Raw genomic sequence first — 19,605 nt, forward strand, 5'->3', positions numbered from 1 at the left:
GACCTCTATGAACTCAATGCCAAAATCGAAACCTTCCTCAAAAAGCAGATGTTCACCGATCGCCAGATTATGAATGTCCAACTGGTCTGTGAGGAGTTGATCCTCGCGATCCTGCTGCGGGAGTTTCCCAAGGCCAACGTAGCACTTTTGGTTGAATATTCAGATTTAAGCGGTGAGATCACCATCGAGGCCAGTTTTGACGGCGACACCTATGAACTGGAAAAAGCAGAAGAAAATGAACTGTCCCTAGCGATCATTCATACTTATGCCAAATCCTTAACCGTTACCAATGAAGCGGGCCGAAATACGGTGAAGATAATTATTTAAGCGAACCATTGATAAACGCGCTGGTCAGTAACGCTTATACCAAACGCCTCTGGGTCAACTTGTTGATTCAGGGGCGTTTGCGGTTTAGAATGATAATAGATAAAATAGATTACCGAAAAGAAATCGTATTCATTTGATCCGGCGATTATGATATACTGATTAAAAAGTAAAGCCGACTTAAAAGGTAAAGCCGACATTTACCCAAATCGATTGTAAACAGGGGGATAATAAAATGGCTAACGTGTTTTCTTCCAAGGCTTTAGAGGCCAATCTTAATCAGACCCGGGAAACCAATACCGAAATCCCGGAGATCCAACAATGGTTCGGCGAATTATCAAAAGAGTATTGGGGGATCCATAAACGTACCCAGGAGTTTTTAATTGAACTCAATCATAAGTATCGCAACAATCGCTATGTCATTGAGTCGCTACAGACCATTTGTCTTGGCGATATCTGGCTCTACCATGATCTGGAAGAGTCCGAAAAGGCCTTCACTGTACTGGTAGAGATGATCCGGTCAGTGCTGCGTTCCAAATTGAAAGACAGCCAGCGGGCGCTGCTCAGCCAGGTATTGATCCGGTTTATCGATCGTCTAGCTAATCTAGACGACTATCCCAAAGTAATAATATTTTTGTGCATCGATGTTCTCAAAGAGGACATGGCGGAGCACCAACTTCTTTATGTCAAAAACTCCGGCGTTTTCAAAATATATTTAAATAAGGTGGCAGCGGATCCTGAATTTACCAAAACGCTGGAAGCGATCACCGCAGACCTGCTGGATCAGTGCATTGATTACTGGGATCAGACCTCCGAGGCTGATGCATGGTTTGCTTCCCGACAAAAACTTTTTCCCCATATGAAAACTGAAGATATCCAGGCCATCGGCCATGCCTATTTTGAAGATCTCAGAGCCGAGCGCCAACAAGCCACCGATTGGAGTACACTGCAGAAGCAGCCCTTTTTCAATGACATCGCCAATTATTTTCGCAGCTTCTCAGAAAAATTCCCCACCCATTTGGAAACCATCTACTATTTATATTATCTGTTGCATTTGCCCGGAATGGCAACCCTCAACGACCATCTGATCTACGATATCAACCGGAATCTGCGCAATATCTTTGATGAACTGGATTCCCAGGATATCACGGAATTTCTCAACACCATTATGGCAGAGTTTCAGGAACTTAATGTGGAGCATGGGGGCACCGTGCTGGATTGCATACTTACCCTCGGCAAAGAAATCATTGCCACCGGGGATGCCGCCAATATTGACTATTTCACCAAAGCGTTGATCAATCTGGGCTTTAACTATCCGGGGAAATTAAGTCTCAATGTCGACTGGCAGATTCTGATCGATTCCAACCACGTTAAAAATATCCGGGTATGGCTGGAACTAATTGAAGAAAATCCCCGAGCCATGCGCGAACTGTTAGCCGCTCTGATTGTCAACCTCAAGCTGGGCGGAATCTTTATTTCCGACACTGATCTCTTTCAGCGGGATATCACCAAACTGCTTAACGGTGAGATCACGCCGGTTTACCGGGAAATTAAACAGCTGGCGCGAATCTTTCCGGTCTATTTTCGGGAAATCGGGGCGGAAGGTGAGCTTCGGGATGTGACAACCGCTATCGATGAGGCCTCCCGGCGCAAGGATCGGCTGATCCATTTCATGCGCAAACAGATACATATCGAAAGCAACAATACCCATATCGAGCTGGCCCGAAAAATCATCACTTACTGGTATGATGGCAACAAAGATCCGCTAAAAGAGATGATCCCTCAGGAAATCTATGAAGGTCTCGATCAGGATAGTAAATGGTTTACCCGGCCCCACGAAACGATGATCCGACTTTGCGAAGCATTACAAACACTCCCGGCCGGGTTGCTCCGTCTGGACATTGATGTGATCCGGGAGGTGTTGCACAGTTTTGGGCCTGATCAAGCGCTGGATATCAAACGGATCATTTATATTTTCAGGGCTTATTTTCTGCTATTGGAAAAGTACTCGTTTGAATTTGACGATGTCCTGGCGATGCTCAGAGGTTACAGTCCCAGCCTGACCGGGGATTTGAGCGAACTGAAACGAAGTCTGAAAAATGACGATAAGGAAGCAGCAATTCGCCAGATTTATCAGCACATGAACCATCTTAAAGCCATTATTCTGGATCCTCAACCCAGTGAAGCCACCGAAAACATTTATTACAAGCGGCACATTGCGGCAGATATTCCCTCCATGTACGGCGAATATGTGGAACCCAAGTTTGATGCCCTGGGTTTGATGTACCGACTGGAACGGACCGTGGCCAAGCTGATGACCCAGGTCACCCAGCCCTTTAATGCGGAGTACATTACGGCCAAAACCTTCAGGCAGATTTATCATATCTTGCTGCTTTTTAAGGATGGACTGGAGCTGGACGGCATTTACAATCAGGGGCTCAACTCTCATCTGGATATGCTTAAATTTGGGCTGGCTTCGCCCAGCTTTTCGATCCACCAGTACATCAACATTTTTCAGTTTATGGCCAACGATATCAAACAGATTATCAGCGAATACTTTTTTGATCTTTTCGAGGTCCCGATGAAGGTCATTATTCCGCAGGTTCTCGCTTCAAAGCAGGTCGAAATGGCCGGGGACAGTCGCAAATTCTATCATATGGAATCTGAAAAATTCCTGAGGGACAACCTGTCCACTGCCTTTCTAGTTCAAGATCTGGATAACTTTATCACCGATACCATCAGTGGGCTGCGCAGCATGATGAAAAATTATTCCAGCAGCTTTATTGAAAGCATGATGACCTATGACCCGGATATTACTTTCAGCCTGCTGACTGAAAACACCGCTGAAATCGATAACCCGGTATTTTTGGGGGCTAAGGCTTATTTTCTGAAGAAACTGATCACCTACGGATTTCATGTACCACCAGGATTTGTGATCACCACTGAAGTATTCAGACATAAGGAAACCATCGAAGGCCACCCGGATATGATGCGGGACATGGATTTGCTGATTGAAAAGCATATTGCATTCATTGAAGCAATTACCGGTCAGTATTACGGAAAAGCAGACAATCCGCTATTTTTCTCGATCCGCTCGGGCTCGTCGATTTCTCTGCCGGGCGCGATGAAAACATTTTTAAACGTTGGGATGAATGACGAAATCGCCGAAGCTTACAGTAAGCGGGAGGGTTACGGTTGGACCGCCTGGGATTGTTACCGGCGCTTTCTCCAGAGTTGGGGGATGGCTTACGGCATTGATCGGGATGTTTTTGACCGGGTGATGCTGGAATATAAACAACAATGGGATGTGGATCTGAAAATAAACTTTAGCCCCGATCAGATGAAAACCATCGCCTGCAGCTACAAAATGGTCTTAAATGACTACGGCATCGAAATCGAAATGGATCCCTTTCAACAACTGAAGCAGGCCATTCGCTCTGTTTTGGACTCATGGTTCTCCGAAAGTGCGGTTTACTATCGCGACCATCTGCAGATTGCCGAGGACTGGGGCACCGCCGTGGTGGTCCAGAAAATGGTGCTGGGGAACCGTTCAGCCCGCTCCGGCACCGGGGTTATTTTTACCAGCAGCCCCTTTAATGGGTGCGCCGGGATTAATCTCTATGGTGATTTTGCCCTCTGCAGTCAGGGCGAAGATGTAGTTTCCGGACTGGTCAATACCCTGCCGATTAGTGAGTCACAAAGAAAACGGGATTATCGCGATAGCAGTTTGTCGCTGGAATCCGGCTTTCCCAAAATCTATCAGGCTTTGATCCGTTATGCGGCACGACTGATCGAAGAATATGGTTTTGTCCACCAGGAAATTGAATTTACCTTTGAATCCGACAATCCGGAAGATTTATATATTCTTCAGACCCGGAATCAGAACCTGAAAAAACAGACCTCTTTTGCCAGCTTTCTGCCGGCACCCCATGAAATGGAACTGGTCGGTCATGGCATCGGCATGAGCAGCGCTGTGCTCTCAGGACTGTTGGCCTTTGATATGGCGGATATGGAGGGTTTAAAACGAAACTGTCCCGAGGCTAAAATTATTTTGGTCCGGCCGGATACCGTGCCGGATGATATTCCCCTGATCTTTGTCTGCGATGGCCTGATTACGGCCAAGGGCGGGGTCACCTCCCACGCCGCAGTGGCAGCCGCCAGCGTCGGCAAGGTTTGTATCGTTAAATGTAAGGGTCTGGTAGTGAATGATTCAACCAAAGAATGCACCATCAATGGCCATCGTTTTAAATCCGGCGATCCCATCTCCATCGACGGTGGGCTGGGGAATATTTATAAAGGGAATTATGAGATTGGTGAGATCTAGGGATGGGAGTTAGTTTAAGAATAGATTACGGTATAACGAAAACGAATACGATTTAGTGCGATAGTTATCGTTATATCGAAAACGATCAATAGAAATAATTGCGAGTTCTTTTAACGGCAGCGGGTTTGATCGTGACAGCAGAAACTGCCGAAACTCTACGGAGCGTTGATTGAATAATTTCCATCGATCCGTTACTATAGTTCATATGGAGGTAAGATAATTGGATTGTAATAAGGTAGGCGTATTACTGAAGGCGTTACGAAAAGAAAAGGCGATGACTCAAAAACAGGTTGCCGATCAGATGCACATCAGTGATAAAACCATCTCCAAATGGGAGCGCGGCCTGGGTTGCCCAGATGTATCTCTACTGGGAGAGCTGTCGGAACTATTTGAGGTGAATATTGAAAAAATACTTTTAGGAGATCTGGAACTGAATGATATGGAAACTGGAAATTTGAAACGAATAAAATTTTATGTTTGTCCCAACTGCGGCAATGTGATCAGCACGACTGGGGATGCGGAGCTTTCCTGCTGTGGTCGCAAACTGGCCCCACTGGTGGCAAAACCAGCAGATGAAAAACACATGGCAACTATCCAGGATGATGATGGCGAATATTATATCACCTTTGATCACGAAATGACTAAGGCTCATTCTATTGCCTTTGTGGCCTATGTGTCGACTGATCGGTCCTTGTTTATCCGGCTGTATCCCGAGCAAACCGCAGCAGTGCGTCTGCCTAAAATGAGCGGCGGCAAGCTGGGCAAAAAGTTTGGCAGCAAACTGTACTATTATTGCAGCAAAGATGGTCTTTGGGTACTGTAAGAAAAATAAGTACTAAGATAAAGAAATTCAGAGATAAGGAAGAGCTAAAAAATGAACACGCAATTACATTCCATAGACTTTGATAGCTGGGAGCGGAGACAATACTTTTATTATTTTACCGAAATGCTGCCCACCGGCTTTAACCTGAATGTGGAGATCGACATTACCGAGACCTATCAAAAGACTAAAGCAGCAGGTAAAAAGTTTTTTCCGGCCTATCTCTATCTGGCCGCAAAACTGATAACCGAGCAGCCGGAATTTCGAGTCGCAAGAACAGAGGATAAATTGGGTTATTACGAGGTCTTGCACCCATCTTATGCCTGTTTTCACGAGGACGATAAAACCATGTCACATCTGTGGACAGAGTATGCCCCGGATTTTGAAAGCTTTTATCAGAACTACCTGAATGATCAGGAACACTATTCCGAAAACCACGGGATTCTGGCAAAACCGGAGCTGCCACCGCCCAATAGTTTTATGGTTGGGATGCTGCCGTGGACACAGTTTACCAGTTACTCACCGATACCTTATAGCAAAGCGGATTATTATTTTCCGATCTTGCAGGCGGGCAGGTTTTTTGAAAAAAACGGCCGAAAAATGATGCCCTTTTCGATCACCGTTCACCACGCCGTTGCTGATGGCTATCATGTGGGCTTATTTTTAGAAAAATTTCAGGAGAGTATGAATCATCCCGACCAATGGATCAGGTTATGACGAAAGTCATAACCTGATCTTTTTATTATGAAACACATGAAAGTTTTCACAAGATAATGTGAAATCACCTAAAAATCATATGATTAAAAAAGAGTGATTTTCGTCTGAGTTACGACTGCCTTTTAAGAAGCTAATTTATGCTTCATAAAAGGAGGTAATCCATTGGGTACACATGTTTTATGTTTAGAACATATAAGAAAGGATTTTGGAAAAACAAAAGTTCTCAGTAATGTTAATTTTACAATTGAAAAAGGTGCCGTATACGGCTTGGTTGGTCAAAACGGCGCAGGGAAAACAACGCTACTACGTTTGATCACTGGGTTGATGAAACCGACGGATGGGCGCATTTCACTTCACACAGAAACGTCATATCTTGGTTACATGCCACAAAGCTGTCGATTTGATGATGGGCAAACTGTTGCAGCTACTGTTTCGTTTTTTTCGGCACTTAGAAAAACAGAAGCCGGCGAAGGACTTCGGCTCTGTGAAAAGATTGGCTTGGATACGGCCAAAAAGGTAAAGCATCTTTCACCGGGGCAACAAAAGAAATTACAAATGGTGATTGCTATGATTGGGGATCCCGACTTATATATTTTAGATGAGCCAACGGCAGGACTAGATCCAAGTGCCACCTATGAAATGGGTAAGCTCATAAAAGAAATTCATGACTGCGGCAAGAGCATCGTTATTTCTTCACATATTCTGCAGGATATGGACACGGTTTGTACCAATATCACCATTATGGAAAACGGAAAGCTGATCTATAATCAGGAACTGGAAAGTTGTTATATTATAAAGACCAGTCCCATTGAAGATGAGGTGTTTCAAAGTTTGACAGCTCAGTATGTGTTGAATGCGAGTGAAGATCGCATGACAGTCCATGTAAAAACAGATAAAAAAGGGGTAGCAGAATTGATTAAAATACTCACCTTCCATTCCGTTGATGTATTTGAAGTATCGCTCTCCAAAGTCAAAAATGTCATACGTGAACAGCTGCATCTGGGAGAAGAGGAGGTATCGTGATGAATCATACAATTTTTTTATTGACTCGCCGTGATATCAAACGCACATTGAGTTTGAGGACGTTTGTTATTTGGATAGTACTGGCAGCCATCACCGTATTTTTCTTTTTTACCACCAATGGATACCATGAGCTGGTGGAGACCAATCACGTTGAATTTATGGCAGTGTTCCTGGCGCAAATCATTTTTGGAGCGTGGGCAGTAATGTCGGTATACTTTGATTTAATCTCGGCGGACCGGGAGCATAATGTTTTAGACTGTATCTTGTGTTCAGGCGTCACAAAAGGTCAGGTTTTTAGTGCAAAACTGATCACGATGGTAGTCAATTCTTTATTATTGTCATTTGTATATCTTGCCCCAATTACCGTGGTTATTGGTCTGTTAAGTGACATGGGCGTTGCGTTAACAGTGGCTAAATATTTCCTCCCGTTATGGGGATACATTATGGTATTTGCATCAATGGGCATTATGATATCGGTATTGGCACGTTCTTCTAAGGCGGCGATGATCTGGAGTATGGCGAGTGGATTAGTTCTGATGCCACGTTTTTTTGAAATGATTGCGAGTGGAATAGGGAATGCACTAAATCTTTCGGAAGAAGTCATTGATAAGATCAGTTTAATTTCTCCTGGGATTATGATGGAGACACTTTCAAAACCCCAAAATACCGAAAGTTGGATGATCGCCATTACTGGATTCACCAGTGCAGTTATTATGATGATGACAATCGCCTATTTTACCTTTAAAAGTCAAGATGAGTATAATTACGGAGAATAAAAAAAGCCTAATCGGTTCCGGCGCTTATTATGTGGATAGAGTAAGACCTATCTTAATTTGTGCTCCGATGATTTCGCCCCCAATCGCACATGGCAACAACCAGGGGGATCAGACTTTCACCTTTTTCGGTAAGGGAGTATTCCACCTTGGGGGGCACCTGAGGGTATTCTTTTCGCAAAATGATGGTTTCATTTTCCAGTTCTTTTAGTTGGGAACTTAGCATTTTATGGGTGATCCCATCGATGTTCTTTTTTAAAATACCATACCGGACGGTTCCCATGCAGGAAAGCAGATAAATAATTTTCAATTTCCATTTTCCACTGACAATCGACAAAGTATATTCAAAGGGTTCTCTATTGGTAACAAAACAGATTTCTTTTGGCATCGTCAACACTTTCCTTTTCGTTAGTATGTTACATAAAAGTGCATACTATTTTTATTTACTAAACTCATTATAATAAAAGAGAGAGAAGAACTCAATCTAATAAGTATATTTGAGTAAAAGAAAGAAGAGGAACGTAATAATGATTATTGATGGACATTCCCATGTGACCTTACCGGTTGAAATGCATATAAAAGATATGGATGCAGCCGGAATTGATAAAACAATTCTGTTTTCAACATCATTTCATCCGGAAATGGCTGAAAATGCCCAGGAAGTAAAAGTGGCCATGGCGTATCTGGGAGATTTGCTGGCGGGGAAAAAGGGCTCCATGACTGAGGTAAGAGAACAATCAATTGCTGAATTGATGGCAGTGATTAATCAGTATCCCACCCGCTATATGGGGTTTGGAGCGGTGCCGCCAGGATTGGATTATGACACCACAATGGCGTATGTGGAAAGAAATATCAAAAGAAACCAGTTAAGGGGGATGGGCGAATTCACCCCCGGCGCGGGTCAGGTTCAGCTTCTGGAAAATATCTTTAAAGCATCAAGTGAGTTTGGGAATCTGCCCATCTGGATTCATGCTTTTTTCCCATTGGCATTACAGGACATCAGAGAGATTTCAGAGTATGCCAGGCAATACCCACGCAGCCCCATTATTCTAGGGCATTTAGGTGGGTGCAACTGGCTGGAAACCATGGATTTGGTCAAGGAACTACCGAATTTATACCTGGACACATCGGCCTACTACTCCACCTTTGTTCTGGGGATTGTTATCAATGAGTTGCCGGAAAAGTGCATCTTTGGGGTGGATCGACCCTTTGGAGATCTGGCATTATCACAAGAAGCGATCTTAAAGGTAGCGAAAACACCCGCGATTGCAGCGGCTGTTTTGGGTGGAAATATAATGAGGTTGCTTGATATAAAATAACCATCAACGTTACTTCGATTCGTGTTGCACCCTGTCGACTATTGAAATCGGAGCGGGTAAAAAACGAGGTTATGACGAAAGTCATAGCCTTTTATTTCTTTTTGCACTGTGTTAAAAACAATCAAAATGATATCTTAAGGATAGACAATCCGTGATAGCGGATTTATGAGTAGAGTAGATTAAAAAGTGTGATAAAGAAAGGACGTTAATAATGGAAACTGCAATTGTAAAACTGGAAGGCTTGACAAAAAAATATGATGGCAAAGTTGTCGTCGATCATGTTTCACTGGAAATCCGTCAGGGGGAGATTTTTGGACTTTTGGGGCCTAACGGCGCCGGTAAAAGTACCACCATGAACATGATCTGTTCGCTAGTGAAGCCAACCGCCGGTAAGATCAGGCTGTTTGGCAAAGATGTCCAAACCGATATGAAGGAGGCCAAAGCCAGACTTGGTTACATTCCCCAGGAGCTGGCCATTCATGGTAATTTGAAAGCTTGGGAAAATGTCGAGCTGTTTACCTCGCTTTACGGAATAAAGGGCAAGGAACTGAAAAAAGCAATCGATGATTCTTTGGAGTTTGTTGGATTAAAGGATAAACGCAATGTCTTTTGTAAAAATTTTTCCGGCGGCATGAAACGCCGGTTGAACATTGCCTGTGCCATCGGGCATCATCCTGAGCTGTTGATTTTTGATGAACCCACGGTGGGGATTGATCCCCAATCCCGAAACTTTATTCTGGAAAAAATAAAAGTTGCCAATGAGCAGGGTGCCACCATTATTTATACCAGCCATTATATGGAAGAAATTGAAGCGATCTGTTCCCGGATTGCGATCATGGATAATGGCAAGATTATTGCCATGGGAACAAAAAAAGAACTGACCGAACTGGTCACGGCGGAAATTGACTCGACAATGAGCCTGGAAGAAGTTTTTTTGACCTTAACTGGCAAGAAACTCCGCGATTATGCCGAGGGAGAACTGTAAGATGCCACTGATATTGATCAAAAACAACATGAAACTGATGTTTCGGAGTAAGGCTTTTCTGTTGATGATGGTCGTTATGCCGATCATTGTTATCGCCCTGTTGTCCAGTGCTTTTAAGGACATGATGGCGTCGGCCCGGGAAATCGATCCGTTTACGGTGGGCTACCGAATCACGGCGGACAGCCCTTATCAGACGTATTTATCGGAACTGAAAAAAGCAAGTGCCGAGAACGATGTAACCCTCATCGAATATCCGGAAGGTGAGATTGAAAAGCTGATTAAAAATGGAACCGTCACTGCCTTTGTAGACATCCAGGATGATGATTATATCCTGTATCAGTCAAGCGAAAAAAAGGCCGAAGCATTGATCACAGAGAGCATTTTTGACAGTTTCTTTTATCAAGTGGACGCCAACACCGCCCTGGTAAAAGCCCAGATGGAGCAGGGAATTATTGATCTAAAATTGCTGGAACCGGATCGTAAAACAGCAACCCGGGAGGTATTGGAAGTGGAACCAATGCCCACATCCACCGATTATTATGGCATTATCTATATTGTCTTCTGGAGCTTTTGCGGGATGATGCCATTGGCGGCGGTTATCTCCAGTGAGCGTAAAAATGCCATTCCCCAGCGAATGCGGGTGTCACAGATGACCAAGACGCAGTTTTATCTGGCAAAATTTGTACCCTGTTTTCTGGTAACCTTTATTGAAATGGGTTTAGCCTGGACAATCTCAGCCCTACTCTTTAACGTCCATTGGGGGCAGCTTCCGGCTTCAGTCGGAATCATTTTGCTTGCCACCATGGTAGCGGCTGCGATCGGCGTTTTTCTTTATCAGCTCTTTAGTAAAGTGGTTGTCAGCGTGGTCGTGGGTTTTGCATTGACCTGGGTATTGGGATTTTTCGGCGGTTCCTTTGATCCGTACTTCTATGAAGATTTCCCGCTCATGCTGATGAAAGCATCACCGATTTATTATGTTAATCGGACACTGGTGGAGTTTTCCACCAAAGGATACAGTGATTACGCCGGAACCTGTCTGATTTATCTAATTGGCCTGATTTTGGTGTTTGGGATACTAGGCAGCATGCTGATGAACCGGAAAGTGGAGGAATAAAATGAACGGCTTCTTTACGATGGCAAAAACAAACCTGAAGTTACTGTTTCGGAACAAGGGTTATCTGTGTCTGGTGATACTACTACCGATTCTATCAGCCGGTCTATTATCTTTGCAATTAGACGAAACCGTGACAATGAAGGATGACACCTCTTATGTTGTTCAAAATATTGAAGACCGGGATGACAATATTACCAGTATTGAAAACACCAAGCTCTTGGTCAAAATCTATGACAACAGCAACACTGAATTATCCGACGATCTGGCTCAGGAACTGGCGGGTTCAGGAATTTTTCGAATCTTTCGTTATAACCAGGAAGTAGTTGATTTGGCCACTGCCAGAGCAGCCAGTATCGACAGTGCCGGGAAGAGCAATATTGGCGCAGTGGTCTATATTCCTGAGAATTTTGAGACCGACATCTTATCCGGTGGCAGCGGGAATTTGTCGATCATGGAGATTACCGAGGATGGACGAAATGACTTGCTGGCCAGCCAGGTCAATACTTACATCAGCTTTATGATGCAAGCCGCCGACAGCACGAATTATGATAAAACAGCACTGGCTGCGATGCTTAGTGAACTGAAAGAAAGTCGGCTCAACAAAAAAATTGAGGCGGTGGAGGTCGGCAATAGCCTGACATTAACCAGTCAGCAGAACCACCAAAGCACCCGCATCGGTTATTCAATTGCGGCGCTGACAATGGGTTTTCTGTTCTGCGGAATCTTTATTTCTGACATCATCATTAAGGAAAAAAACAACAAGGTCTATAACCGGATATTTTTGTCAAAAGCCAGTATTCTCAATTATGTCGTAGCCAAAATGGCCATGATCTTGCTGACCGTTGCGATACAGACTGGTATTTTGGCCTTGGTAACACCGATCATGGTGAGTACTGATTTTGGGATCACTTATCCCAGCTATTTGTTCCTGGTTTTCGGCCTGGGCTTATGCATCAGTACCCTTTCGGTTGTTATTGGCACGCTGGTGAGCAATACCATGAATGCGACCTACACCGTCTTTGCCATCTGGATTGTCTCCAACATTATGGCCGGCCTGTACTTTCCGATTACCAGTGCTGCCCAGTGGTGGATAAAAGCGTCGCTGTTGATTCCCCAGCGATGGGTGATCGTCGCTTCAGAAATGTTGATGACTGGCGAAACCGGGGTTTATGCAATGTACGGGCTAATTGTCGGCTGTTACCTGCTGATCCTGATGGCTGGCACCTCCATTGGTGTGATGGTGGGGAAAAAGGATTATTAAACAATTGCATTGAAGTGAAAATCGAAAATGTGATAGAATGTTCATAAAATAAACGGGGATGGGAAGTCAGACAGATGGTTGAAAAGATGAAGGAAAACTACTTTTCTATTATGAAATTTTGTTGTCTGACGGTCATGCTGGCATATGTGATTGTTGACAGCGAAAAATCGCTCCAGGAAATCAGCCTGGAGTGTTTTTTGCTGGGATTATTTCTGGCGGTATCGACACTTTATGAGTTGCTGGACAAAGAAAAAATCGGCTGCTTGGTTGTTGAAATAATCCTGGCGATATTGATTTTTGTTTTATTTGGGGAAAGCAGCGTCGGATTTTATTTAATTCCGGTGGTGGTACTGGATATGGTGGTTTATTTTAAATTGCCCCTCGTCGTTGGTTTGATGGCCTTTGCCGGTGTCTTTTTGAGTCCTCCGGATTTTGCCATTTATATGATTTTTTGTATCTTTGTCAGTGCTATTTATTTTCAGAATCATGTGATGATTAAGCGGTATCAAGATAAGCTTGAAAACTATGAGCAGGAAGAGTTTAAGTTAAAGGATTCCATTTCGGACAAAGACCTGCAGTTTAAAAAGAAACTGGAACAGAACAGCCTGCACTATAAAAATCAAATGCTTACAGAACGAGCCCAAATCTACCAGGCGCTCCACGATAAACTGGGGCATAGCATTAACGGTTCCGTTTATCAACTGGAAGCCAGTAAGGTACTGATTCAAAATAAACCGGAAGAAAGCAGCCGGATCATTCAGGCCGTTATCGATACCTTAAGAGAAAGCATGGATGAAATCCGTTTTATCTTACGCAAGGAAAAACCGGAGCGAAAAAAGGCGGCGCTGCTGCAGCTTCATGGATTATGTCAAGAATGTCGGGAAAAATACGGCATTCAAGCGACGATGCTGCTGGAAGGTAAAGATAAAGAGATCCCCGATCACATTTGGGAAGTGATCCTGGATAATGCCATTGAAGCGGTTTCCAATGCCCTTAAATATGCCGAATGCTCCAGACTGGCCATCGAATTGGTAGTGATGAACAAAATCGTCCGCTGTAGCATTTATAATAACGGCACAAGTTGTGAAACCATCGTGGTCGGAATGGGGATTCAGGGAATGAAAGACCGCACCCGGAAAGTAAATGGACTAATTGATATTGATGGTCAAAACGGATTTCGGATCAATATGATTTTTCCGTTAGTATCGTATGAGGAAAGGGGACTGATATGAATAAAATAAAGGTAATCATTGTTGATGACTCTGATTTTGTGCGGGATGGAATGGGCATCATCTTGGGGGTCGATGACGAGTTTCACGTTGTCGGCTGTGCTAAAAATGGCAGAGAAGCTCTGGAATTTGCGATGAAGGAAAAACCGGATGTTTTTTTGATGGATATCCAGATGCCGGAGATGGACGGCATTGCTGCGACCAAAGAGATTGTTGCCCAAGGTCTGGGAAAGGTGCTGATCCTGACCACCTTTGATGACCGCGAGCTGGTCGAAAAGGCCATGAAAAATGGCGCCGACGGATACCTGATCAAAAATCATACCCCGGAACAATTAAAACAGAGCATCAAATCCGTCTATCATGGGGTTCATTTTCTCGACAGTCAGGTGCTTGATAAATTTACCGAACCGGAAACCAAATGCAGCACTGGTTTTGACGGCAGTTTGTTTACGGCCAGAGAACTGGGGATTATCGAAGCGGTAGCCGATGGCTTATCGAATAAGGAAATTGCCGAAAAACTCTTTTTGAGTGAAGGAACCGTTAAAAATTATATCAGTGTGATCCTGGACAAGGGCAATCTGTCTCATCGAACCCAAATGGCCATTTATTATTTGACCGGCAGACGATAAGCAAGAACGGGGAAATAAAAAAACGCCATTCAAGTTTTCACTCAAATGACGTTATCAACAAGTCTGATTGCGGAGCTGCGGTCAGATTTTTTTTAATGCCGGCTCCAGTTGCTGCCACTTGTTGCCCAAAACCGGTGGAGTATAGTGGATCATCTGATTGACCAGGTCCCCGGGATCGGATGATAGCAGCACCAGTTTGGTATTGGACGGGTTCATAAAACCTTCGTTGACAATGTTTTGCATCATCGCCATGAAGGAATCAAAAAAGTTGGAAATATTGAGAACCCCAATCGGTTTTTTGTGAATGCCCAACTGCGCCCAGCTGAGGGTTTCAAATAATTCTTCAAAGGTCCCCACGCCGCCGGGAATGGCAATGAAACCATCGGATAAGTCAGCCATGGTCTGTTTGCGTTCATGCATGTTTTTTACTTCAATAAATCGGGTCAAACGATCATTAATCACTTCGTTGGGGAAAAGTCCGCCGGGCATAACGCCGGTAACGCGGCCATTGTTGTCCAGCATGTGGTTGGCGATTTCGCCCATCAGACCAAATTTTGATCCGCCATAGACTAATTCAATATTGTTATTAACGAGCACCAGACCTAATGCTTTTGTCATTTCTTGATATTCTGGACGAACACCCAGATTGGAACCGGAATATACGCATATTCTTTTCATCGTTGCTTCCTCCCAGGATCTTATAAAAAATTTAATGGATGCATCCGAAGAGATGCACCCAAAATCATAAGTTCTATTAAGATCCTTTATTATATCAAGTAGCGCTGTTTTTGACAAGCAATAACGGCCATTTTAGTGCTTTATTTAAGAATTTTCAAGAGCCTTTTCAGTTAAAGGAGAAGTGGGAAAACCGTAAAATAGGTATTTTCAGGTGGCCGAAGAATTGTCAGAACGTGATGCGCCAATTATGAAGAATTATTAAAGATTTGTTAAGTTCATTGATAAAATACACGTCGAATGCTATACTTTTTTCATGAAGAAAAAAGGAGCGTGTTGATGAAACTGGATTACCGCCTCACGGTTTTGGTCGGGCTTGGGTTTATGACCATTAGTGCATTTTGGAGCCTGTATGATTTTGTGATTCCAATGATTATGTTAAAAGCTTTCGCATTTGGGGACACAATGGCTGGGGTGGTTATGTCTTTTGACAATGTGTTGGCCTTATTTATGTTGCCTTTGTTTGGGATGCTTTCTGACAATACCAACACCAGAATGGGGCGGCGAATGCCCTATATTCTTGGCGGTACGGCTTTGGCAGTGGTTTCGATGCTTTTAATACCCTATGCAGTGATGGCTAATAAGCTGGTTTTATTTATTGTCGCTCTGGCGTTGGCCTTGCTGTCGATGTCTTTTTACCGTTCACCAGCGGTGGCGCTGATGCCGGATGTGACCCCCAAACCACTGCGATCCAAGGGGAATGCGGTCATTAATCTGATGGGGGCAGTTGGCGGGATTATGGTTTTGGGAATGGTGGCTTTTCTGGCTCCAGATAAAGACAATATTAACTACTGGCCGCTTTTTCTTGGCACGGCTGCAATGATGGTGGTGGGTGTCATTATTCTCAAACTCACAGTCAACGAGCCGGATGCGGTGATAAAAATGCGTCATAACAGTGCGGCCCTGGGCATTGACGTTGAAGAAGCGGAACATGATGAGACCCTGGTAACCCATGAAAAGCTGCCCAAAGAGTATAAAAAGAGTCTGATCTTTATTCTCTTATCGGTAGCCTTATGGTTTATGGGATATAATGCCGTCACCTCGGCTTTTTCAAAATACGCCATGGTTTCTCTGAACATGAAAGAATCCCAATCCGCTCTGATTTTAATGGTTGCCAGTATTGCTGCCATTATTTCCTTTATTCCCGTGGGGATTATTTCCTCGAAGGTGGGACGCAAAAAAATCATCTTGATGGGCGTGGTGGTGCTGGCAACTGTTTTTGCCACCGCTACTTTTTATACGGCCTTTAACCCGATCCTGTTTGTATCCTTTGCACTAGCTGGAATCGCCTGGGCCGCCATTAATGTCAATTCCCTGCCGATGGTTCTGGAAATGTCCAAGGGAGCCAATGTTGGCCGCTATACCGGTTATTATTATACCGCATCGATGGCCGCCCAGGTTATTACGCCGATTGCTTCCGGGGCGTTGTTAGAGCATCTCGGCTATTATACCCTGATGCCCTATGGGGCCTTGTTTGTCGGGTTGGCCTTTGTAACGATGATGATGGTTCAGCATGGCGATTCCAAGCCCATCGCCCCTAAGTCCAAGCTGGAGATCTTTGATGTCGCAGATTGATATGACAAATTGGTTTAGACAGGAAGGCCAACGATGATCTATCTGATACTGGCGCTGGTCGCATTAATTCTGGTTTATCTTTTTACTATTTCGCCAGGGGCACTGCCGAATCATTCCAACCCGGGTCTTTGGGAAATCAATTATGCCCATCGGGGTCTCCATCAAAAAGATAAGGCCATTGCGGAAAACTCCATGACGGCCTTTGTAAAAGCTGTCGAAGCAGGATATGGAATCGAGTTGGATATTAATCTGACTGCCGATGGAAAAGTGGTGGTCTTTCACGATGACAGTCTGCTTCGGGTATGTGGGGTGGATAAATTGATCACCCAATGTTTGTCAACAGAACTTGCGGATTTTCGGCTGGAAAACACCGAACAAACCATTCCCTTATTAGCAGATGTGCTGAAACTTGTGGATGGGCAGGTGCCGCTCATTGTCGAATTGAAAAACACCAAAGATTGGCAGCAACTCTGTGCCAAAGCCGCAGAACAGCTGGCTGATTATGGGGGATCGTATTGCATTGAATCCTTCCATCCCGGGATTGTCAGCTGGTTTTACAAGAATAGACCGGCGGTGGTAAGAGGTCAGCTTTCGGCGGGACATCAAAGTTTGGGGGGTACCCCCCGGTGGCAAAGCGTTTTGATTGCTTCGATTATGACAAATGTGATTTCCCGGCCGCATTTTATCGCCTATAAACACCAGGATGCCCATCATCGGCTCAGCCTCCGGCTGTTCCGGCAATTGGGGGGGAAACTGGTTGGTTGGACAGTCAGAGATACCGACGATATCGTGGGGTGTATGAAGTTTTTTGATGTGATTATCTTTGAATTTTTCAGAGTTTAGCTACTCAAAACAAGATTTAACAGAAAATAGTTTAAATACTAATCTAGTTTTAATGATTGATTGAGAAAATAGAGGGGTAAATAAAGAGAACAATGACAAAAATAGACGCTAATCGACAAAAGAAACGATCGGGTTATCGCGAAACAGATAAGCATCATAGCGTTTTCGCAATTACCGCTAAATTTTCAAGAGAAAGGAACTGATTTGATTTAGATTAACAGAAGAGGGTGAGCGTACATGACACTATATATCGTGGCAGGAATAGCCATATTTATTATTTATATTTTGTTGCTGCTCCCGGGCAGAATGCCAAAGGAGGTCGATGACCGACTTTGGACCAGTTACTATGCCCATCGGGGATTGCACGAAAAGGATAAGTCGATACCGGAAAATTCAATGACTGCTTTTAAAAAAGCGGTGGATGCCGGCTATGGAATCGAAATGGATTTAAATCTTACCGCCGACGGCAGAATCATTGTCTTTCATGATGATAATTTATTGCGTTTGTGTGGGGTGGATAAATTAATCACGGATTGTACCTATGAGGAATTATTGACTTATAACCTGGAAAATACCGGGGAAAAAATCCCTTTGTTTGAAGATGTGCTGAGCATGGTGGATGGTCAGGTTCCGCTGATCGTCGAACTGAAAAATACCAAATATCTTAGCGAGCTGTGCTCTAAAACGGCCGAACATCTTGATCATTACGATGGGTTGTATTGCGTGGAATCCTTTCAGCCGTTAATTGTCAGGTGGTTTTACAAAAACAGGCCGGATGTGGTCAGAGGTCAGCTTTCAGTCGGGCGCAAAAGTCTCAAGGGGTTGGATGTCAAATTATGGCAATGGTTGTTAATCATTTCATTTGCTACCAATTTTATATGCCGTCCTCATTTTATGGCATTCTATCATGGTGATGCCCGACGTAAACTGGGACTCAGCCTGTTCCATCTGCTGACCGGAAGGTTGGTTGGTTGGACGGTTCAGGATACCGATGACATTGAGTATTGCAAGAAAAAATTTGATGCGATCATTTTTGAATATTTTGAACCATGAGTTTTAAGCAAAGGTCGTAGCATATCAAGGGGATATGCTAGGCCTTTTTCTAAGTTGAGGGAGGAAGAAGATGGAATTTTTACAGGAACAATTAAAGGCCCAAAAAGCCGGGCAGGCTTATGCCGTTCTGACGGTTGTTGCAACAGCGGGAACGTCCCCGTGTAAGGTTGGAAAAAAGATGCTGCTGTTGGATGATGGCACCTTTTATGGTACCATAGGCGGCGGCGAATTTGAACGGGAAGCTCTGGAAGAAGCCAAACAGGCCATGAAAAACAGGCAAAGCTATTTAAAAGCATATGAACATATTCCGACTTATGAGATAGCCGGTCTGGGCTGTAGTTTTAAGGTGACACTTTTTGTAGATGTTGTTTTTCCCCGGCTGCAATTAGTGGTCTGCAACGGTGGACACGTTGGCACGGCGGTTTTGCGTTTGGCAAAGTACCTGAATTTTGACACCATCCTGCTGGATACCAGGGAACCAGAACTGATTCGTGAGCAGATTGAGCTGGCCGAAAAGTTTATTCCCTGTGATGTTTTTGAGCGTGGCATTATCGAAGGCGACATTCCTGATAGGGCCTATTACGTTTGTTGTGCATCCACCCATACTCAGGATAAATCAGCACTGAAGGGAGCCTTGCAGAAAGAGTTTGCTTATATCGGGATGCTGGGCAGTGTCAAAAAAACGGTTGAAATGTACCGGCAACTAGAAGAAGAAGGGATCAGCAAAAGTCTTCTGGAACAGGTACACACCCCGGTTGGGCTGGATATCTGCGACATGTCGCCCGAAGAGGTGGGATTTTCGATTCTGGCGGAAATACTGATGATCAAAAATGGCGGTACCGGAAAACCTCGTAAGGAAGTAAAACGGCAGGCTTAGCGAT

17 protein-coding genes are annotated in these 19,605 nt (G+C 44.2%); 15 read left to right on the forward strand and 2 right to left on the reverse strand.

Going from position 1 to position 19,605, the window contains the following annotated elements:
- Window positions 1-559: 559 nt before the first annotated feature.
- From Q7J41_RS06110 to Q7J41_RS06130, 5 genes are all read left to right on the forward strand, one after another.
- Window positions 560-4,648: a PEP/pyruvate-binding domain-containing protein gene (locus tag Q7J41_RS06110; RefSeq protein ID WP_304886239.1), complete on the forward strand. Its 4,089-nt coding sequence runs from the start codon at window positions 560-562 to the stop codon at window positions 4,646-4,648.
- A 220-nt stretch (window positions 4,649-4,868) separates the two neighbouring features.
- Window positions 4,869-5,471: a helix-turn-helix domain-containing protein gene (locus Q7J41_RS06115; RefSeq protein WP_304886242.1), complete on the forward strand. Its 603-nt coding sequence runs from the start codon at window positions 4,869-4,871 to the stop codon at window positions 5,469-5,471.
- A 51-nt stretch (window positions 5,472-5,522) separates the two neighbouring features.
- On the forward strand, window positions 5,523-6,185 hold the full coding sequence (locus tag Q7J41_RS06120; protein WP_304886244.1) for a chloramphenicol acetyltransferase: 663 nt from the start codon (window positions 5,523-5,525) through the stop codon (window positions 6,183-6,185).
- A 162-nt stretch (window positions 6,186-6,347) separates the two neighbouring features.
- Entirely contained in the window at window positions 6,348-7,208 is an 861-nt protein-coding gene (locus Q7J41_RS06125) for an ABC transporter ATP-binding protein (protein WP_304886247.1), read from the forward strand.
- A complete protein-coding gene (locus Q7J41_RS06130; RefSeq protein WP_304886249.1) occupies window positions 7,208-7,984 on the forward strand; it encodes an ABC transporter permease in 777 nt (258 codons plus the stop codon). Before Q7J41_RS06125 ends, Q7J41_RS06130 begins: the two co-directional genes overlap by 1 nt.
- Window positions 7,985-8,036: 52 nt before the next feature.
- Here the strand turns inward: Q7J41_RS06130 and Q7J41_RS06135 are convergent, their stop codons facing one another.
- A complete protein-coding gene (locus Q7J41_RS06135) occupies window positions 8,037-8,369 on the reverse strand; it encodes a helix-turn-helix domain-containing protein (RefSeq protein ID WP_304886250.1) in 333 nt (110 codons plus the stop codon).
- Window positions 8,370-8,508: 139 nt separating this feature from the next.
- Here Q7J41_RS06135 and Q7J41_RS06140 point away from each other — a divergent pair, with 139 nt between their 5' ends.
- The 6 genes from Q7J41_RS06140 (at window position 8,509) to Q7J41_RS06165 (ending at window position 14,518) form a co-directional block, all read left to right on the forward strand.
- The gene (locus tag Q7J41_RS06140) at window positions 8,509-9,300 is read left to right on the forward strand and encodes an amidohydrolase family protein (RefSeq protein WP_304886252.1); all 792 of its coding nucleotides are present in this window, start codon (window positions 8,509-8,511) and stop codon (window positions 9,298-9,300) included.
- Window positions 9,301-9,511: 211 nt separating this feature from the next.
- Complete coding sequence (locus tag Q7J41_RS06145) at window positions 9,512-10,285, forward strand: ABC transporter ATP-binding protein (RefSeq protein ID WP_304886254.1); 774 nt, start codon at window positions 9,512-9,514, stop codon at window positions 10,283-10,285.
- A 1-nt stretch (window position 10,286) separates the two neighbouring features.
- Window positions 10,287-11,399 carry an ABC transporter permease gene (locus Q7J41_RS06150; RefSeq protein WP_304886256.1) on the forward strand — a complete coding sequence of 371 codons (1,113 nt, stop codon included), beginning with the start codon at window positions 10,287-10,289 and terminating at the stop codon, window positions 11,397-11,399.
- Between the two features lies 1 nt (window position 11,400).
- On the forward strand, window positions 11,401-12,660 hold the full coding sequence (locus Q7J41_RS06155) for an ABC transporter permease (protein WP_304886258.1): 1,260 nt from the start codon (window positions 11,401-11,403) through the stop codon (window positions 12,658-12,660).
- A gap of 74 nt (window positions 12,661-12,734) precedes the next feature.
- Window positions 12,735-13,892: a sensor histidine kinase gene (locus Q7J41_RS06160; protein WP_304886260.1), complete on the forward strand. Its 1,158-nt coding sequence runs from the start codon at window positions 12,735-12,737 to the stop codon at window positions 13,890-13,892.
- A complete protein-coding gene (locus Q7J41_RS06165; protein ID WP_304886262.1) occupies window positions 13,889-14,518 on the forward strand; it encodes a response regulator transcription factor in 630 nt (209 codons plus the stop codon). Before Q7J41_RS06160 ends, Q7J41_RS06165 begins: the two co-directional genes overlap by 4 nt.
- 81 nt (window positions 14,519-14,599) lie before the next feature.
- Here the strand turns inward: Q7J41_RS06165 and Q7J41_RS06170 are convergent, their stop codons facing one another.
- The gene (locus tag Q7J41_RS06170; RefSeq protein ID WP_304886265.1) at window positions 14,600-15,196 is read right to left on the reverse strand and encodes a TIGR00730 family Rossman fold protein; all 597 of its coding nucleotides are present in this window, start codon (window positions 15,194-15,196) and stop codon (window positions 14,600-14,602) included.
- 336 nt (window positions 15,197-15,532) lie between these two features.
- Between Q7J41_RS06170 and Q7J41_RS06175 the strand changes: the two genes are divergently transcribed.
- From Q7J41_RS06175 to Q7J41_RS06190, 4 genes are all read left to right on the forward strand, one after another.
- Window positions 15,533-16,828 carry an MFS transporter gene (locus Q7J41_RS06175; RefSeq protein WP_304886268.1) on the forward strand — a complete coding sequence of 432 codons (1,296 nt, stop codon included), beginning with the start codon at window positions 15,533-15,535 and terminating at the stop codon, window positions 16,826-16,828.
- A 33-nt stretch (window positions 16,829-16,861) separates the two neighbouring features.
- The gene (locus Q7J41_RS06180) at window positions 16,862-17,671 is read left to right on the forward strand and encodes a glycerophosphodiester phosphodiesterase family protein (protein ID WP_304886270.1); all 810 of its coding nucleotides are present in this window, start codon (window positions 16,862-16,864) and stop codon (window positions 17,669-17,671) included.
- Window positions 17,672-17,908: 237 nt separating this feature from the next.
- On the forward strand, window positions 17,909-18,724 hold the full coding sequence (locus Q7J41_RS06185) for a glycerophosphodiester phosphodiesterase family protein (RefSeq protein WP_304886274.1): 816 nt from the start codon (window positions 17,909-17,911) through the stop codon (window positions 18,722-18,724).
- 70 nt (window positions 18,725-18,794) lie between these two features.
- The gene (locus Q7J41_RS06190; RefSeq protein WP_304886277.1) at window positions 18,795-19,601 is read left to right on the forward strand and encodes an XdhC family protein; all 807 of its coding nucleotides are present in this window, start codon (window positions 18,795-18,797) and stop codon (window positions 19,599-19,601) included.
- Window positions 19,602-19,605: the final 4 nt, after the last annotated feature.

Source organism: Acetobacterium sp., from assembly GCF_030652775.1.
In the GTDB taxonomy this organism is placed as follows: Bacteria; Bacillota; Clostridia; order Eubacteriales; family Eubacteriaceae; genus Acetobacterium.

Coding starts and splice junctions, on each gene's coding strand:
- Q7J41_RS06110 (WP_304886239.1), top strand. CDS start 560: ATGGCTAACGTGTTTTCTTCCAAGGCTTTAGAGGCCAATCTTAATCAG.
- Q7J41_RS06120 (WP_304886244.1), top strand. CDS start 5,523: ATGAACACGCAATTACATTCCATAGACTTTGATAGCTGGGAGCGGAGA.
- Q7J41_RS06130 (WP_304886249.1), top strand. CDS start 7,208: ATGAATCATACAATTTTTTTATTGACTCGCCGTGATATCAAACGCACA.
- Q7J41_RS06135 (WP_304886250.1), bottom strand. CDS start 8,369: ATGCCAAAAGAAATCTGTTTTGTTACCAATAGAGAACCCTTTGAATAT.
- Q7J41_RS06140 (WP_304886252.1), top strand. CDS start 8,509: ATGATTATTGATGGACATTCCCATGTGACCTTACCGGTTGAAATGCAT.
- Q7J41_RS06145 (WP_304886254.1), top strand. CDS start 9,512: ATGGAAACTGCAATTGTAAAACTGGAAGGCTTGACAAAAAAATATGAT.
- Q7J41_RS06150 (WP_304886256.1), top strand. CDS start 10,287: ATGCCACTGATATTGATCAAAAACAACATGAAACTGATGTTTCGGAGT.
- Q7J41_RS06155 (WP_304886258.1), top strand. CDS start 11,401: ATGAACGGCTTCTTTACGATGGCAAAAACAAACCTGAAGTTACTGTTT.
- Q7J41_RS06160 (WP_304886260.1), top strand. CDS start 12,735: ATGGTTGAAAAGATGAAGGAAAACTACTTTTCTATTATGAAATTTTGT.
- Q7J41_RS06165 (WP_304886262.1), top strand. CDS start 13,889: ATGAATAAAATAAAGGTAATCATTGTTGATGACTCTGATTTTGTGCGG.
- Q7J41_RS06170 (WP_304886265.1), bottom strand. CDS start 15,196: ATGAAAAGAATATGCGTATATTCCGGTTCCAATCTGGGTGTTCGTCCA.
- Q7J41_RS06175 (WP_304886268.1), top strand. CDS start 15,533: ATGAAACTGGATTACCGCCTCACGGTTTTGGTCGGGCTTGGGTTTATG.
- Q7J41_RS06180 (WP_304886270.1), top strand. CDS start 16,862: ATGATCTATCTGATACTGGCGCTGGTCGCATTAATTCTGGTTTATCTT.
- Q7J41_RS06185 (WP_304886274.1), top strand. CDS start 17,909: ATGACACTATATATCGTGGCAGGAATAGCCATATTTATTATTTATATT.
- Q7J41_RS06190 (WP_304886277.1), top strand. CDS start 18,795: ATGGAATTTTTACAGGAACAATTAAAGGCCCAAAAAGCCGGGCAGGCT.